This is a genomic window from Ligilactobacillus salivarius DSM 20555 = ATCC 11741, assembly GCF_001435955.1.
GTDB classification, from domain to species: domain Bacteria; phylum Bacillota; class Bacilli; order Lactobacillales; family Lactobacillaceae; genus Ligilactobacillus; species Ligilactobacillus salivarius.
In genome coordinates, this window is record NZ_AYYT01000020.1 from 20,452 (window position 1) to 35,080 (window position 14,629).

Annotated in this window: 19 protein-coding genes; 16 read left to right on the forward strand and 3 right to left on the reverse strand. The window is 30.9% G+C overall.

The genetic code is table 11. The features are described from left to right. Positions 1–27 precede the first annotated feature (27 nt). The 8 genes from sdaAB (at position 28) to FC55_RS08100 (ending at position 5,332) form a co-directional block, all read left to right on the forward strand. Positions 28–690, forward strand: a complete 663-nt coding sequence (sdaAB, locus tag FC55_RS08065) for an L-serine ammonia-lyase, iron-sulfur-dependent subunit beta (protein ID WP_035149366.1) — start codon at positions 28–30, stop codon at positions 688–690. A gap of 12 nt (positions 691–702) precedes the next feature. Beyond that, positions 703–1,584, forward strand: a complete 882-nt coding sequence (sdaAA, locus tag FC55_RS08070; RefSeq protein ID WP_003699401.1) for an L-serine ammonia-lyase, iron-sulfur-dependent, subunit alpha — start codon at positions 703–705, stop codon at positions 1,582–1,584. A 16-nt stretch (positions 1,585–1,600) separates the two neighbouring features. Next, a complete protein-coding gene (locus FC55_RS08075; RefSeq protein ID WP_003703477.1) occupies positions 1,601–1,915 on the forward strand; it encodes a metal-sulfur cluster assembly factor in 315 nt (104 codons plus the stop codon). Positions 1,916–1,941: 26 nt separating this feature from the next. After that, positions 1,942–2,433 carry a DUF1440 domain-containing protein gene (locus tag FC55_RS08080; protein WP_003699404.1) on the forward strand — a complete coding sequence of 164 codons (492 nt, stop codon included), beginning with the start codon at positions 1,942–1,944 and terminating at the stop codon, positions 2,431–2,433. 143 nt (positions 2,434–2,576) lie between these two features. Then, complete coding sequence (locus tag FC55_RS08085; RefSeq protein WP_003699406.1) at positions 2,577–3,362, forward strand: carbon-nitrogen family hydrolase; 786 nt, start codon at positions 2,577–2,579, stop codon at positions 3,360–3,362. Positions 3,363–3,379: 17 nt separating this feature from the next. After that, positions 3,380–4,558 (forward strand): pyridoxal phosphate-dependent aminotransferase, encoded by a 1,179-nt coding sequence (locus tag FC55_RS08090; protein ID WP_003699407.1) that lies wholly within the window; start codon positions 3,380–3,382, stop codon positions 4,556–4,558. A 161-nt stretch (positions 4,559–4,719) separates the two neighbouring features. Next, positions 4,720–4,986 carry a FeoB-associated Cys-rich membrane protein gene (locus FC55_RS08095; RefSeq protein ID WP_003699408.1) on the forward strand — a complete coding sequence of 89 codons (267 nt, stop codon included), beginning with the start codon at positions 4,720–4,722 and terminating at the stop codon, positions 4,984–4,986. 136 nt (positions 4,987–5,122) lie between these two features. Then, complete coding sequence (locus tag FC55_RS08100; RefSeq protein WP_050754570.1) at positions 5,123–5,332, forward strand: hypothetical protein; 210 nt, start codon at positions 5,123–5,125, stop codon at positions 5,330–5,332. 38 nt (positions 5,333–5,370) lie between these two features. On the opposite strand, the gene FC55_RS08105 is transcribed toward FC55_RS08100, so the two are convergent. Next, positions 5,371–5,634 carry a hypothetical protein gene (locus FC55_RS08105; RefSeq protein ID WP_003699411.1) on the reverse strand — a complete coding sequence of 88 codons (264 nt, stop codon included), beginning with the start codon at positions 5,632–5,634 and terminating at the stop codon, positions 5,371–5,373. A gap of 348 nt (positions 5,635–5,982) precedes the next feature. On the opposite strand from FC55_RS08105, the gene FC55_RS08110 reads away from it, so the two are divergent. The 7 genes from FC55_RS08110 to FC55_RS10055 all read left to right on the forward strand — a co-directional run bounded on the left by FC55_RS08110 (position 5,983) and on the right by FC55_RS10055 (position 10,819). Next, positions 5,983–6,237, forward strand: a complete 255-nt coding sequence (locus FC55_RS08110) for a DUF5976 family putative bacteriocin (RefSeq protein ID WP_035149373.1) — start codon at positions 5,983–5,985, stop codon at positions 6,235–6,237. 554 nt (positions 6,238–6,791) lie between these two features. Then, a complete protein-coding gene (locus FC55_RS08120) occupies positions 6,792–6,911 on the forward strand; it encodes an induction peptide AbpIP family protein (protein WP_003699413.1) in 120 nt (39 codons plus the stop codon). A gap of 412 nt (positions 6,912–7,323) precedes the next feature. Beyond that, positions 7,324–8,205, forward strand: a complete 882-nt coding sequence (locus tag FC55_RS08125; RefSeq protein ID WP_225356297.1) for a GHKL domain-containing protein — start codon at positions 7,324–7,326, stop codon at positions 8,203–8,205. A 13-nt stretch (positions 8,206–8,218) separates the two neighbouring features. Beyond that, entirely contained in the window at positions 8,219–9,013 is a 795-nt protein-coding gene (locus FC55_RS08130; RefSeq protein ID WP_003699416.1) for a LytR/AlgR family response regulator transcription factor, read from the forward strand. A gap of 36 nt (positions 9,014–9,049) precedes the next feature. After that, positions 9,050–9,280, forward strand: a complete 231-nt coding sequence (locus FC55_RS10155) for a hypothetical protein (protein ID WP_003699418.1) — start codon at positions 9,050–9,052, stop codon at positions 9,278–9,280. Positions 9,281–9,572: 292 nt separating this feature from the next. Next, on the forward strand, positions 9,573–9,770 hold the full coding sequence (locus FC55_RS08140) for a hypothetical protein (RefSeq protein WP_003699419.1): 198 nt from the start codon (positions 9,573–9,575) through the stop codon (positions 9,768–9,770). Between the two features lie 344 nt (positions 9,771–10,114). Next, the gene (locus tag FC55_RS10055) at positions 10,115–10,819 is read left to right on the forward strand and encodes a hypothetical protein (RefSeq protein WP_225356296.1); all 705 of its coding nucleotides are present in this window, start codon (positions 10,115–10,117) and stop codon (positions 10,817–10,819) included. A gap of 234 nt (positions 10,820–11,053) precedes the next feature. On the opposite strand, the gene FC55_RS08155 is transcribed toward FC55_RS10055, so the two are convergent. Further along, on the reverse strand, positions 11,054–11,320 hold the full coding sequence (locus FC55_RS08155) for a hypothetical protein (protein WP_003699423.1): 267 nt from the start codon (positions 11,318–11,320) through the stop codon (positions 11,054–11,056). Between the two features lie 35 nt (positions 11,321–11,355). Then, positions 11,356–12,177 carry a site-specific integrase gene (locus tag FC55_RS08160; RefSeq protein WP_003699424.1) on the reverse strand — a complete coding sequence of 274 codons (822 nt, stop codon included), beginning with the start codon at positions 12,175–12,177 and terminating at the stop codon, positions 11,356–11,358. 343 nt (positions 12,178–12,520) lie between these two features. On the opposite strand from FC55_RS08160, the gene FC55_RS08165 reads away from it, so the two are divergent. Next, complete coding sequence (locus FC55_RS08165) at positions 12,521–14,491, forward strand: fructose-bisphosphatase class III (protein ID WP_003706826.1); 1,971 nt, start codon at positions 12,521–12,523, stop codon at positions 14,489–14,491. Positions 14,492–14,629: the final 138 nt, after the last annotated feature.

A 14,629-nucleotide genomic window follows, 5' to 3' on the forward strand; every position in this document is an offset into this window, starting at 1 on the left:
ATATCCTAGTGAAAGCAGGTACTCGGTTTGAGTAATTTATATAGAAGTGTTTTTGATATTATTGGACCAATAATGATAGGTCCTTCAAGTTCTCATACTGCCGGTGCGGTTGCAATTGGAAGGGCAGCTAATGATTTATTTGGCGGAATTCCTGAAAGAGTAATCGTACATTACTATGGTTCATTTGCTAAGACGCATCGTGGTCATGGAACAGATTATGCGATTGCGGCAGGAGTTCTAGGCTTTGATGCATCAGATCCTAGGGTTTCCAATTCTAGACAAATTGCTAGAGAACAAGGAATAGATATTAGGTTTGTAGAAGAGAGCGGTGAAAGTCCTATTCATCATCCTAATACTGCAGTTTTAGATTTGATTGGTGGAGATAAAAGGGTGCAAATTTCAGGTTGTTCCATTGGTGGAGGAACCATAGAGATTCGTAATATTAGACTTCATGGAATAGATATTAAACCAACCGGACCACTATCAATTATACTTTACGTAACCACCAATACAGAAAGGGATAACGGAATATCACTTATTGAGGACTTGAATAGGTTAGCTCCATTTGATAAGAAACAAGTTTTAAAAAATAATGAATATACAATATATGAATTTGATTTGAAACAACAATTACAAGAAGGAATAAGAGGATTTTTTGTTAATAAATATGAAAATATCATCTGTCTGTAAGAGGAATTTAAAATGTATGCAAGTATAGAAGAATTAGTTAGCGATGCTACAATTAAAAACTTACCAATATCTGAATTAGTTATTCAAGCTGAGTGTAACGATATGAACGTTTCCAGAAATAATGTATGGAGAAAAATGAAACATAATTTAGACACTATGAGATTAGCAGTTAGTCGGGGTGCCCATGGAATTGGAGTACACTCTAAAACAGGATTAACAGGTGGTGATGCTGTAAAAATAAAAGATTATCGAAAATCTCACAAAACATTATCTGGAGATATGATAATGTCAGCAGTACAATCAGCCATTGCTACAAATGAAGTTAATGCAGCGATGGGAGTTATATGTGCAACTCCAACAGCAGGATCTTCAGGTACTCTTCCAGGAGTGTTATTTACTCTTGAAAAGAGGTTGGGATTAGATGAAGAACAAATGGTGAGATTTTTATTTACTGCTGGTGGATTTGGAATGGTTATTGCTAACAATGCTTGCATTGCAGGTGCCACAGGTGGTTGCCAAGCTGAAGTAGGTAGTGCTTCTGGAATGGGAGCAGCTGCGGCTGTAGAAGTAGCAGGCGGGACTCCTAAACAGAGTGCTAATGCAATGGCGATTGCAATTAGTAATTTATTAGGTTTGGTATGTGATCCTATTGCAGGTTTAGTAGAAGTGCCTTGTATTAATCGTAATGCTATTGGTTCTAGCAATGCTTTGATATCTGCAGACATGGCACTGGCTGGTTGCGAAAGTATGATTCCAGCAGATGAAGTAATTAGTGCGATGGACAAGGTCGGTAAAAATATGCCAGAGTCACTACGAGAAACTGGAATTGGTGGTTTGGCAGGAACTCCAACTGGACAAGAAATTAGAATGCGTATTTTTGGTAAAAATCTATAGGAAAGGACCAAGTCGTATGAGAAGTAATAAAGAGGTCAGAGATGATATAATAGAGAAGCTAACAACAGTGGTTGATCCCGAATTGAATATAGATATTGTTAACTTAGGATTAATTTACAACGTTGACTTAGATGAAGATGGCATTTGTTTGGTAGAAATGACATTGACTACAATGGGTTGCCCACTTACTAACATTTTGGCAGATATGGTTACAAGAGCTTTGAGAGATATTCCAGAGATAAAGAACGTAGATGTTGAATTTGTATGGGAGCCAATGTGGACGACAGACCGTTTAAGTCGATACGCTAAGTTAGCTTTAGGGATACACTAGTAGCAATTCAAAGAGGGGTGATTTTTGTGAACAAAAGTCTAAAAAATGTTTTAATTGCTGGAACTGCATCAGGGATTATTTCTGGTTTAGTTAAATTAGGTTGGGAAAATATTATGCCACCTAGAACTCCAGAACGCGATGAAGTTAATCCTCCACAAACTTTCTTACAACAATTGGGAGTACCGGCAGAGATAACACAATCAACTTATAAATATTCTGGTCATAGAATGCCATGGGCTAGTTTTCTAATTCACTTCGGATTTTCAGTAACTTTTGCAACAACATATGCATTAGCATTGGAAAAGAAAATGAATTGGTTAACTAAGAAACAAGGTATTCCATTTGGTGTAGCTATGTGGATTGCTTTCCACTTGGTAATTATGCCAGCTATGAAGACTATTCCAAGTGCTAAACGTCAACCTTTAGAAGAACACTTATCAGAAGTATTGGGTCACATTTTCTGGATGTATACTAATCATGAAGTGGCTAAAGAAATTTTAGATAGATTAGATAAATGATAGAGATAAGGATTAAGATGAGCTAGTCTTAATCCTTATTTTTTATTTAAAAATTATGAAAGAATTACCTGCTCGTATTTCTTGCTTGAAGATGATAAAAATTTGTATAATTAAATCACCATTATTAAGTAAGAGGTGATCGCATGACATTAAGAATTGCATTGGCACAAATTCCTGTCGAACACGGGAAACCTGAAGAAAATTACAAAAAGGTTGATCAATATTTCAGCAAAGCGGCACAAGCTAAAGCGGATGTAGTTGTTTTACCAGAATTATGGAATACAGGCTATGATTTAGCGAGATTAGGAGAGATTGCGGATATTGAGGGTCAGCAAACTAAAAATTTTCTACAAGCTAAAGCTCAAGAATATAAACTTAATATAGTTGGTGGTTCAGTTGCGATTAAAGAAAATGAAAATTTTTACAATACAACTTATATAGTTGATAAACAAGGTAAGCTTATTAGTGAGTATCGTAAAGTTCATTTGTTTAGATTGATGGATGAAGATAATTATTTAGCTGCTGGTGATCAAAAAAATGTTTTTGAATTGGCTGGTGTGAAGAGTGCATCGTTCATCTGTTATGACATCCGATTCCCAGAATGGTTGCGGACAGTTGCCAAGAAAAAATTGAGTGTAATCTATGTCGTGGCTCAATGGCCTCAAACTAGAATTGAACAATGGAAAGCCTTGTTAGTTGCAAGAGCGATTGAAAATCAAGCTTATGTTGTTGCAGTTAATCGAGTGGGCGATAATCCTGACAATAAATTTAATGGTCATTCACTGATAATTAATCCTTTAGGTGAAGTTTTAAGTGATAGTGGCGATCAAGAAACATTGACAGTTTATGATTTAGATACATCTGAAATGGAAAAATTCACGCAACAAATTCATGTATTTGAAGATCGTAGACCAGAATTATACGACTAAGAAAGCGAGGAAAGACGATGGAATTTGAGAAATCCGAAATTCTAAAGAATCTACCAAAGCAATTCTTTGCTAATTTGGTAATCAAAGTTAACAAAAAAATTGCAGAAGGAGTAGATGTTATCAATCTGGGACAAGGTAATCCTGATAAACAAACTCCTGAATATATCGTTAAGAGCACACAAAAATGGGTAGCTAGTCCGCAAAGTCACAAGTACTCATTATTTCGTGGACAACCAGATTTTAAACAAGCTATAGCAGATTTTTATCAAGAAAAGTATCAAACTACATTTGATCCAGAAAAAGAAGTTGCAGTTCTTGGTGGCTCTAAAACGGGCTTAGTCGAACTACCACTGGCTTTGATGAATCCTGGCGATGTATTTTTATTACCAGATCCTGGTTATCCAGATTATTGGTCTGGAGCTACACTTGGACAGGTAACTTTTGAGAAAGTTCCACTTTTGAAGGAGAATAATTTCTTACCAGATTTGAAATCTATTCCTGAAGAACTTGCCAAAAAAGCTAAATTTTTCTATATTAACTATCCTAATAATCCGACAGGTACGACTGCAACCCGAGAATTTTACGAAGAATTAGTTGCTTGGGCAAAGAAATATGAAGTAGGTATCATCAGCGATTTTGCTTATGGTGCAATTGGTTTTGATGGAGAGCAACCACTAAGTTTTATGGAGATTCCGGGAGCTAAGGATGTCGGCATCGAATTTTATACCTTCTCTAAGACTTTTAATATGGCAGGATGGCGAGTTGCTTTTGCGGTAGGAAATGCTGATATCATTGATGCTTTAAATCTTATCCAAGATCATTTATTTGTAAGTATCTTTCCAGCTCTACAATATACAGGAATTGATGCTTTGAAAGCTCCAGAACGCGATGCCGAGATCAATAAGATTGTAGATCGTTACGAAACTAGAAGAAATGCGTTCATCCAAGCTGCTGAAAAAATCGGATGGAAAGCTTTTGTACCTAAGGGAACTTTCTATGCTTGGATGGAAGTACCAAAGGGATATAGTAGTGAAGAATTTGCAGATCTACTTTTGAATAAAGCTGGAGTAGCAGTAGCTCCTGGGAATGGTTTTGGTGAATATGGAGAAGGTTATGTACGAATTGGTTTGTTAATTGAACCAGAACGTTTGGAAGAAGCAGTCGATAGAATCGCAAAGCTTAATTTGTTTAAATAGTTGGGAATAGTGGCAAGACAGCGATGTTTTTGTCGCTATTTTTTTAACGTACATGGATATGAACCAAATAAGCAGAAAAGAGTGTTAATTAAGAAAATACAGAATTAAATTTAATTAAAATAGTATAATAATGGCAAAAATAGAGAATAGATGGTGGAATGATGGATTATTTAGTTATTAAGGCAATTATTTGGATATTCTTTATACTATCAGCAATTTTGGAAGTTAATTATAAGAAAAAATATGGTGAATTAGATAAACGAGCTAGAAAACAAGCAACATTAGGAACATTTCTAATAGTAACTACAATATTTGATGAAGGTTATGAGAATAAAATACTATATATAATAGTATTAATAGTACTGTTGGTATATATAGTATTAGTGATATATAGATTAGTTATGGCTATTAAGGATAGGAAAAAGTAATAAGAAAGGTGATAAAGCAAATGAAAGCAATCTATAGAGGCAAAGAAGTACAAGTGTGGCAAATAAGTAAAACAGCAGAACAACCTGAATAAAAGATGCGTTTAAAGCTAACTATCTAAAGTGGTCAGGAAATAAATTGTTTTTCATTATGAATGGAGTTAAGGCGCCTGTTAAAATTAGTGCTTGGACGAACTTTAAGACTTTATTTAATGAGCCTTCAGGTTGGTGGGCAACTTACGCAAGTGGGTATATAGGTGATTACTTAGATTTCACTAATCGCAAAATTATACCAGAAAGAAAATTTAAAAAGAAGTACAAAATTGTTGATACATATGTTAATAAATAAGCCTATCAGATGTAATTTGATACCTGATAGGCTTATTGTTATCTTCCTGAAATCAAGAAAAATTTAATGATGGAAATAAAGATAAATAGTAATTGTAATCCAAAATCAATTCTATTTAGTGGATGCTTGTCATCAGTAGCTTCAAAATAATGGAAATGTAGCATGGTTGTAACCAAAGAAGAAAAGGCTAGTATACCAAGATGAATTAGATTTCCATCAACTAATGTCCAGATCAATAGGAGTAAAGTAATTAGTGAAACAGAAATTTTGCTGAAATTAATATTATTAGAAAAACTATTCATAATTTTTACCTCAATTCATTATAAAAGTATTTTTATTATTGCATAGAAAGTGATGAATTGAGGAGATTTTTCCAATTTGGTAATAAGTGGTGCCTATCTGGTTGAAAAAAGAGAATAAGAATAAAATTTAGCAAAATTAGAAGAAATAGTCAAAAAGAGCAGATGAAGTGAATAATTATAAGTGCAAATTATAGCTATAATTAATTTTTAAAAATCAAAATAAGAGATATAACCAACTAGGTATAGAATAACGTATTTTACGCTAAATTGATATTTGAATACGGGAATGATAATACAATAAAAGTGTAATATATGTTTCACAAGTATTTTAGAAAGGATGTGTTCTATGTGCTGAAAAAATTATGGAATATCTGGTTAGATGGCGGATTAATTAGAGGAAGGAAGAGATATGTAATCATTCCAATTATTTTTGCAATATTTCTTCCTCTATCGATGTGGTTATCCGACAATGAAGGAATGTCTTATTTAGACTATATTCGAATGCCTAAATGGATAATATTTGCTGTTTTTTGTCTAGTAGGTGGTGGTACACTACTTTACTTATTAGATACCGCGATGAAAGTAAATAAACATATGAAATGAAGAAGACAGATAGAATTCTTGTGTATTGCATAGATATAGGTTAGATACTTATGGGGTTAATCAATATGATGTTAGGAAGTAGCGTAATATATTCGATTCTTCTAATGTCTATAGTGATAGTACTTATAGTTACAAGTAAGCTACGTAAATGATGGATGTTATATATAAACAATAAATTTTATTTTGAATGGTGTCATATAAGCTAATAATATATAGCTAAATTTGACACCGTTTTTTTAAATAGAATAACGGACGTAGGGGGAATATATGTTATTTTGGATTGTAGTTATAATCGTATATATCATCTTTATCAGTATTTACACTAGCTTAAAAGAAGATGGGTATTATCAATTATTTGATAAATGAATTTTAAAATACAATAAAAAAATAAGTTATGTAAGGGCATGGGTGTTAAACTTTATGTGATGGTTATGATTTTAAAAATTTCTTATCCAAATAAGCATTAAAATGAACCGAATATGATAAAAGATGAATAAAGTAGATTAAAAAATGTTAGACTATACTTGTAATAAATAGTAAAGGAGAGATTTTTTATGAAGTTTGAAGTGTTAACAGAAAAGAAATTGCAAGTTGTTGTAGGTGGGACTACAAAGAATTTTGGGAAATCATACTATGGAAAATGTTCATTTAAATTTTTAGGAACTTGCAAGTAAAATGACAAATATAGTGGATATATATAATAGATATAATATTATAATATATGCAGTTGGTTTATTTATTAGTGTAGCATGTGACTATCTATTTTTCTATTTAATTACGCCTATTAATAGAAGTAAGAAGCAAAATATCCTATTTATAATTGTTACATTTCCGATAGTTTTTTTGTACAGTGGGGCTGGGGATTTAGGTGGATTTTGTGCAGAGCTTTTTGAAGTATTAGTTTTTTATATAGTATATAAAAGAGGAAAAAGAGATTATCAAGTATTGGGAAGAATATTAATTCTTCTTCTATATTCATACCTTTCATTTGAGATAGAATTTTTACTTTCACAAATAATTTCACAATACATCAGCACACTCCCAATAGACACTATTGTTATAAATATTTTAGAATACTATATTTTAATGAAAACAGATATTATAAAGAATTTAGATGATGAAGATGGAAAGACATTCTTTTATCTAATTGTGTATTTATTAGTCAGTTTTGCAGGAATATATTATTTGACTAGTTATTTATTTGATGTCGACAGGGTATTAAACTTAATATTAGTAGCAGTTATTAGCATACAATTGATTTTTTCGCTATATATCTATAATAGTAGTAAAAAAATTAGACAAGATAAATTAAGTTTACAACAAATTAAAGATTTAAAAACCTATACTCAACAGTTAGAAAGTAGCCAGCGAGGTTTACGTAAATTTAAGCACGATTATCAAAATATGCTATTAAGCTTGAAACTCAGTGCAAAGAAAAGTCATGATAAAGAGCTAATAGATAAATTAGCTGAATATTCGAGTAAGATTTTAGAAGATAAAGTATTATGGCAGTTTAATGATGTTGACAATGTTAAAGATGAATTATTAAAGAGTTTATTTATCAGTAAGTTGAATAGAATCTTTCAAGATAATATTCAATATTCTTTTGAATGTCGGGATGTGATAGATAGTTTATCGAATAAGTATAATGCATTTGATATCATTAGAATATTAGGGATTACGTATGATAATGCAATTGAAGAAAGTCTTGAACTTGGCAATGAAGCTAGGATAGACACAATGGTTTATCGAGAGAATGGTGAGCTTGAAATAGAAATTAAGAATCGTTGTCGAAATACAGACTTAACAATTCAAGATATGAGAAAATCAGGTTTTACAACTAAGAAGAATCATGATGGATTAGGATTAGCTAATATAGAAGAATTAAGTCAACCTTATAATGATATTTTTATCAATTATCAAATTAAAGATGGTTGGTTTACTTTCCTTATGGTTATGAGCATTTAAGGGGTAGTTTAATTTGAAAGAATATGGAATTATTATTTGTGACGATGAGAAGGATCAAGTTAGAAGGATACATGATTTAGTTAAATATGCTATTTGGTCTTTAGAAGATTCTGCTGACAGTAAAGATAAAGAGTTTAAAATAACTTTAGAAGCTAATAGTTATATTGAAGTAGCTGACTATTTAGAAGATAACAAAGTAGATAGTGGAGTTTATTTTTTAGATATCGAGCTTAGTAGGGATAGAGCAGATAAAGATGGCATAGATTTAGCTGAATTTATTAGACAAAAAGATCCCAATGCACAGATAATTTTTATTACAGCTTATGAAAATCTAGCAGCGATGACTTATCGACGTCGTACTGGAGCATTGGATTTTATTACTAAAAACGATAGTGATGAAGTGCTTCAAAAGCGACTAAATGAGACTTTATCATTAGCTGCAAGGAGAATTAGGGAATCTCATGCCATAAAGAAAATGACATTTAGTTATAAAATGGGCAGAAGAATTATTAACGAAAATATCAATGATATTCTATATATTATTACTACTCCTAAGTCACATAGATTGAGAATAGTCACAGTTAGTGGTATGGGTGAGTTTACAGGCGATATTAAGAAGTTAGAGGCAGAAAATGATTTTCTAGAAAAAATATCACAATCTTGTTTAGCTAATCCAAGTAATATTGTTGAAATTAACCTGTCAACAAGGGTTATTTCTTTTAAAGATGGATATAAAGAGACTTTTCCTAGAAGAAGTAAGGCTAAAATGAAAAGTTTGATTGAAAGGTATAATTTGAAAACGGTTTAATCTTTTGTATTTATTGATATAGGTGGTGAAAATGACATGGTAGAAATAGGTATTATTATATTACTAGTTGTAGGGTTTGTGGTAATTTCAAGGTTGAAAGTGAATTTTACGAGAAATAGTAAGTATGCAGGTTTTCTATTGTTAATATTACTGAATTTAAACGGGCTTATGCGAACTCCTATGTTAACAATGAGAGGTTTAATCTTATTGGGAACATTAATGATTTTTATAATTATGTTGATTAAAGAAATTAGAAAATATAGTTAATAAATAGGGTTGGAACTTAGGATATTCCAGCCCTCTTTATATGACATTCCATAATTATCTTTGCAAATGATTATTGACGATGTAAATTATATAACCATACATATTAGTATATGTAGATAATATGGATTAGCGAAAAATGTATAAAATTAAGATTACCAAATAAATCTAAAAAAAGACCAAATTCGATAATTTAGGCACGATGATTTAATAATATGATAAATTAAAACTAGGAGATGAAATTGTATAACAAAAAAATCTAGCTGAAATTATTAGTGGAAAGGGGAAGCAATATATGAAAATAAATAAAAAGTTTTATAAAAATTATACTTTTTATATTGGCTTAGTAATGTTATCAATAGCGGTAGGAAGTATTTTTCTTGATAAAGGATATTTTTTATTTACAATTATTGATATATTATTTGCTTGCTTAGGTATAAAATATGTTTATCAATCATTGGTGGTAACAAAACGTTGTAAAAGAAGTCGTTAAAATCAATAGAGTAAGAAAGCTAGGAAAAATTAAATTAAAAAAGTATATTTTTATTTAATGATTTTTCTTAACTTTTTATTTTGAAGTTAAGGAGTACATATGAAAAAGTCAATACTAGTTTTTATTGTATTATTACTATTGGTAATTGATATTTTTAAATGTGGACGAGTTGACGGTATTATCCCACTATTTCTTATCTTAGTTGCTGCAAAAGTAAAACGGTCTAAAAAATAATAATTAATAAAATTTTTTTGAATATTCCTTACTATTAAACTACTGGTAGATTTTTATTTCGTAAAGATTAGGGTAGGATTATTGTAGATTAACAAGTAAAGATGAGTGACATGGAAGAAAAATTTTTGAATTATGATATACCCAATTTTGTAAAAGAATCACCTAATTACCTAAAACTATTTGAAAAAGAACGTATCATCCTAAAGAATAATTATGATAAATGGGGGATCTACTTTAGTGAGGAATTAGGGCATCCATTGGAATATAAGGAAAATTCAGGAAAAGTAGATTATATATATGATTCTTTCTTGGAAGTCTACTCTCAAGCTGATAATGACGGAGAAGTTTGGTTTTCAGATGAAATAGCACATGAAGTATTTGGTGAACCTGAAGATGAAGATCTTAATGAAAAAGGAGAATTTGGGAGTTTGAGCGATGATTTCTTTTGGGCAAAGCATCAACTAATTTTCAGACACCATGGTGATTATAATGTTAAGAATCTAGAAAATGAGTATCAAGAATGGAAAAATTTGGATAAAAAGGTTAAAGAAGACAGTTTTACGCATGAAAATTTTCTATTAATTTATGAATGGCTTAGGACACATCCTAATTTCTGGAAAGAAAACGTTCATAGGGATAGGGTCTTCTGGGAGACATCACACATGAATTTAAACTTTATGGATATTTATCCAACTTCTAGTGAAACAAGTGGAAAAATAGAATGGTGGGCTGAAGGTGGATATCATGTTTTAGATGATACTGATGTCCTGTATGCAACAACTTACTATCATGATATTGCTTTAGACTACATATGAGCAAGCAGTACTGAACTTTGCGAAAAACGTTTGGTTACAAACACATGGAATGTTGAAGGATAAAGAAGCAAGACGTGACGCTATCTTTGAAAGATGGGCTAAGGATTCTGGATGCGAATCTGACTGAATATTTAAAATAGAAATTTAATAGCTTACGCCAAGTAAAAATCGCCAAGGATTAGTGCAAATCTTTGGCGATTTTTTAAATTTTTCCGGTTTCTACTTGAAAGTTAATCATGGTGCAAAAGGCATTCCTAATGCTAAAAAAATGCCAACGAAAATTAAAAATAGTATAGGACTTAATCCTAATACAAAAGAAAATATATACCAAAGAGAACGAGAGTGTTTATTATAAATTACAGAAAAAACACATACAAAAATAGCCAAAACTAATATAAGAATAGTTCCTATATTGGAATCCGTTAAAAATAGACGAGTATTCGGAATCCAAGTTAGTAGTGCAACAACAATAGATAAAATAAATATTAAATATTTTTTCATTTTAATTATCTCCTTATGATAAGAAAGGGCAAAAACTACTTTTCTTTTGGAGTTTCATAAACAAAATTATTAAAGTCAATATTGAGCAAATTTTGACGATAATATACTAATGACTTAATAGATAGATGAAGATGATCTAGAAGTTCAATTTCGGATTTATCTTTATTAGTAAGGAGATAATTGTAAATGTAACTCTGTCTTAATTTTGAAGGAGCTAGTGTCATATTCAAAATTTCTTCATCAGGTCTAACTCTCATTAATAATGAATTTAACGAATTCAATGGTTTTTCAGGATCGTTTTTTAGTGAGAATACGAAATAATTATCAGGTTTTACTTCAATATTATCTAGCAAAATTCCAATATTTTCTGTATTAAAGTTTCGAAGCTGTCCAAAAGTAATATTAAGTAATCCCTTTGGTTCGATATTTTGAGAGATTAGAAAAAGCTCTAATTTTGCATCATCAGAAAGTTCCGCAATTTTGAAAATTTCAGGTAGATATTGCTGCCAACCAAGTGTAATATTAGTGTATTTATTAACTTTGTAAGTTTTTAAATCGATTAAAGGATATTCATCAATCAAATGATTACTATAGAGAAAAGTAAAATACTTTTTCAAGTGAAAATAGTATTTATTAGCAGTATTAGCAACAATATGATGTTGTTCTTGAATATTTACAAGATAGTTAGTGATATCTTGAGGTCGGACAAGACGAATATCATTACCATGTTCTGATTGACTATAAAAATAGTTATAGAAACTATTGACGGTATAATCGTACAACATTACGGTACTTTCGCGGTAATGTTTAACATCTTTAGCCCAAGATAGAAATTTTTCACGATAAGGGTACTCCATATATAACACCTCACTAAAAATTACGTTGCAACTATAACTATTGAAATTATATCACATACAAAGATACCCTCAAAAGTGTTATAGAGAATCTTTTGAGGGTATTTTGCATAATTAACTTAAATATTGAGTAAAGAGATGTATATAGTTCGGTAAATGCTAGATAAGTTTATTTTTTTAAATTTTACATTTAATTAAGTGTTAGTTATGGTTAATTTACATATAAATAAGGTTTAATATTTATAAATAAGTGTTTGTAATTAAATAATTAAAATGTATTGACAAAAACCTTTTCAAGGCGTAATGTAAAACCATATTGATGACCATAATATAGGGGTTGATGGCGATGAATTTTGATGATAATGAAGAATTAGTAAATAAGCAGGTTGACATGAATGCTTATTCGCATAACTTATTAAAAGAAAAATATCCTACGAAACAAGATGTGATTACTGAAATTATGAACTTAGAAGCAATTTTGCATCTTCCAAAGGGAACTGAACACTTTGTAAGTGATTTGCATGGGGAGTATACAGCATTTGATCACGTTTTAAGAAATGGTTCTGGGAGTATTAAACAGAAAATTCAAGATTACTTTTCAGATAGAATGACAGAACAAACGATGCAAGATTTTGCTTTGCTAATCTACTATCCTGAAGATGAATTGGCTCTAGTAAAGAAAAAATTACGTACAGAAAATGAGCTACAACAATGGTACTTAGATAACATTTCCCACTTATTAGAATTTTTAGAATTATCAGGAAGCAAGTATACACGCTCAAAGGTTCGTAAAGCACTAAATCCTAATTTTGTATACATAACAGAAGAATTATTATATAACGATCCTCAAGAATTTAATAAGAGAAGTTATATTAATCAACTTTTGAAGAATATTTTGAAATTAGATCAAGCAGATAAATTTATTATTGCTACCTGTTACACAATTCAAAGATTAGTAGTAGATCACTTACATGTTCTAGGCGATGTTTACGATAGGGGGGAAGAACCAGACAAAATTATGGATAGATTGATGAATTATCATTCTGTCGATATGCAATGGGGAAATCATGATTTACTATGGCTAGGTGCAATGGCAGGCTCAAAACTATGTATGTTGAATTTATTGAGAATTTGTGCAAGATATAATAATTTAAATATTATAGAAGATGCATATGGCATTAATCTACGTCACCTATCAAGATTTGCTGAGGAGCAATATGAGGATAATCCTCAATTTAGACCTAAGTTGACTAATGGTGATGGGTATAGATTCAACGGCGAAAAGCTACAAATTACGCAAATTCATCAAGCTGTTGCGATGATGCAATTTAAGCTTGAAGGGCAAGTTATAGCTAGAAGACCAGAATTGGAAATGGATGATCGAGATTTACTTAATAAGATAGATTACAAGAAAAATGTAATTAGCTTAAATGGTAAAGAATATCCGTTACAAAATACTTGTTTCAACACAGTAGACCCTAAAAATCCTAGTGAATTAACAGATGAAGAAAATGCGATTGTAGATGAATTATTAATTTCCATTCAACATTCTACAAAATTAAAACGTCATCTAGATTTCATGATGAATAAAGGTAGTATGTACCGTACGTATAATGGCAATCTCCTATTCCATGGATGTATTCCTGCAGATGAAGAAGGAAATTTCTGTAGCTTAAAGATTGGTAGTAAAGAATATTCTGGCAAAAAATTGTTTGATTTTTCTGAAAAAATGATTCGAAAAGCTTACTCTAAGCCAAATGTAAAAGATGATTTTGCCACTGATTTTATGTGGTATTTATGGCAAGGAGCTCTTTCCCCACTGTTCGGTAAGAAATCTATGACTACTTTTGAACGTTATTTTATTGCAGATAAAGCTTGTCATGAAGAAGTAAAGAATCCATATTATAAATTAAGGGAAAATAAGGATTTCTGCATCAAAATTTTACAAGAATTTGGATTTGCTGGCGATGATACTAATCATATTATCAATGGTCATACTCCAGTTAAAAGGGGACATAATGCAATCTGCGCAGAGGGTTATATGTTGGTAATTGATGGAGGATACTCCAAAGCCTATCAGCCAACAACAGGGATCGCTGGATATACATTATTGTATAATTCATATGGCTTGCAACTAGTTTCGCATCAACCATTTACTTCAAAACAAGATGCTATTAGAAGCGGGAAAGATATCGTTTCAACGGTTCGGGTGGTAAAGCATGAATTACAACGAAAATCAGTTGCGGATACTGATATTGGTGAAAATATTAAAGAAAAAATTAGAGTTTTGTATAATTTATTGAGAAATTATGATTAGAATAAAACATCATCTCAGAGCTAATTTGAGATGATGTTTTTTTGAACTTAATCAGCAAAAGATTAATCTTTCTTTCGTTTCTTTAAACCAAGTCCAGTTGCTAAAGAAAGCTTGAACTACCTGTGATTAAAATCACAG

Excerpts from the sequence above, each read along its gene's own strand:
- FC55_RS08120 (WP_003699413.1), top strand. The coding sequence starts at position 6,792 with ATGAAGTTTGAAGTGTTAACAGAAAAGAAATTGCAAGTTGTTGTAGGT.
- FC55_RS08075 (WP_003703477.1), top strand. The coding sequence starts at position 1,601 with ATGAGAAGTAATAAAGAGGTCAGAGATGATATAATAGAGAAGCTAACA.
- FC55_RS08105 (WP_003699411.1), bottom strand. The coding sequence starts at position 5,634 with ATGAATAGTTTTTCTAATAATATTAATTTCAGCAAAATTTCTGTTTCA.
- FC55_RS08165 (WP_003706826.1), top strand. The coding sequence starts at position 12,521 with ATGAATTTTGATGATAATGAAGAATTAGTAAATAAGCAGGTTGACATG.
- FC55_RS10155 (WP_003699418.1), top strand. The coding sequence starts at position 9,050 with ATGGTAGAAATAGGTATTATTATATTACTAGTTGTAGGGTTTGTGGTA.
- FC55_RS08140 (WP_003699419.1), top strand. The coding sequence starts at position 9,573 with ATGAAAATAAATAAAAAGTTTTATAAAAATTATACTTTTTATATTGGC.
- FC55_RS08125 (WP_225356297.1), top strand. The coding sequence starts at position 7,324 with ATGAAAACAGATATTATAAAGAATTTAGATGATGAAGATGGAAAGACA.
- FC55_RS08095 (WP_003699408.1), top strand. The coding sequence starts at position 4,720 with ATGGATTATTTAGTTATTAAGGCAATTATTTGGATATTCTTTATACTA.
- sdaAA (WP_003699401.1), top strand. The coding sequence starts at position 703 with ATGTATGCAAGTATAGAAGAATTAGTTAGCGATGCTACAATTAAAAAC.
- FC55_RS08085 (WP_003699406.1), top strand. The coding sequence starts at position 2,577 with ATGACATTAAGAATTGCATTGGCACAAATTCCTGTCGAACACGGGAAA.
- FC55_RS08155 (WP_003699423.1), bottom strand. The coding sequence starts at position 11,320 with ATGAAAAAATATTTAATATTTATTTTATCTATTGTTGTTGCACTACTA.
- FC55_RS08090 (WP_003699407.1), top strand. The coding sequence starts at position 3,380 with ATGGAATTTGAGAAATCCGAAATTCTAAAGAATCTACCAAAGCAATTC.
- FC55_RS10055 (WP_225356296.1), top strand. The coding sequence starts at position 10,115 with ATGGAAGAAAAATTTTTGAATTATGATATACCCAATTTTGTAAAAGAA.
- FC55_RS08160 (WP_003699424.1), bottom strand. The coding sequence starts at position 12,177 with ATGGAGTACCCTTATCGTGAAAAATTTCTATCTTGGGCTAAAGATGTT.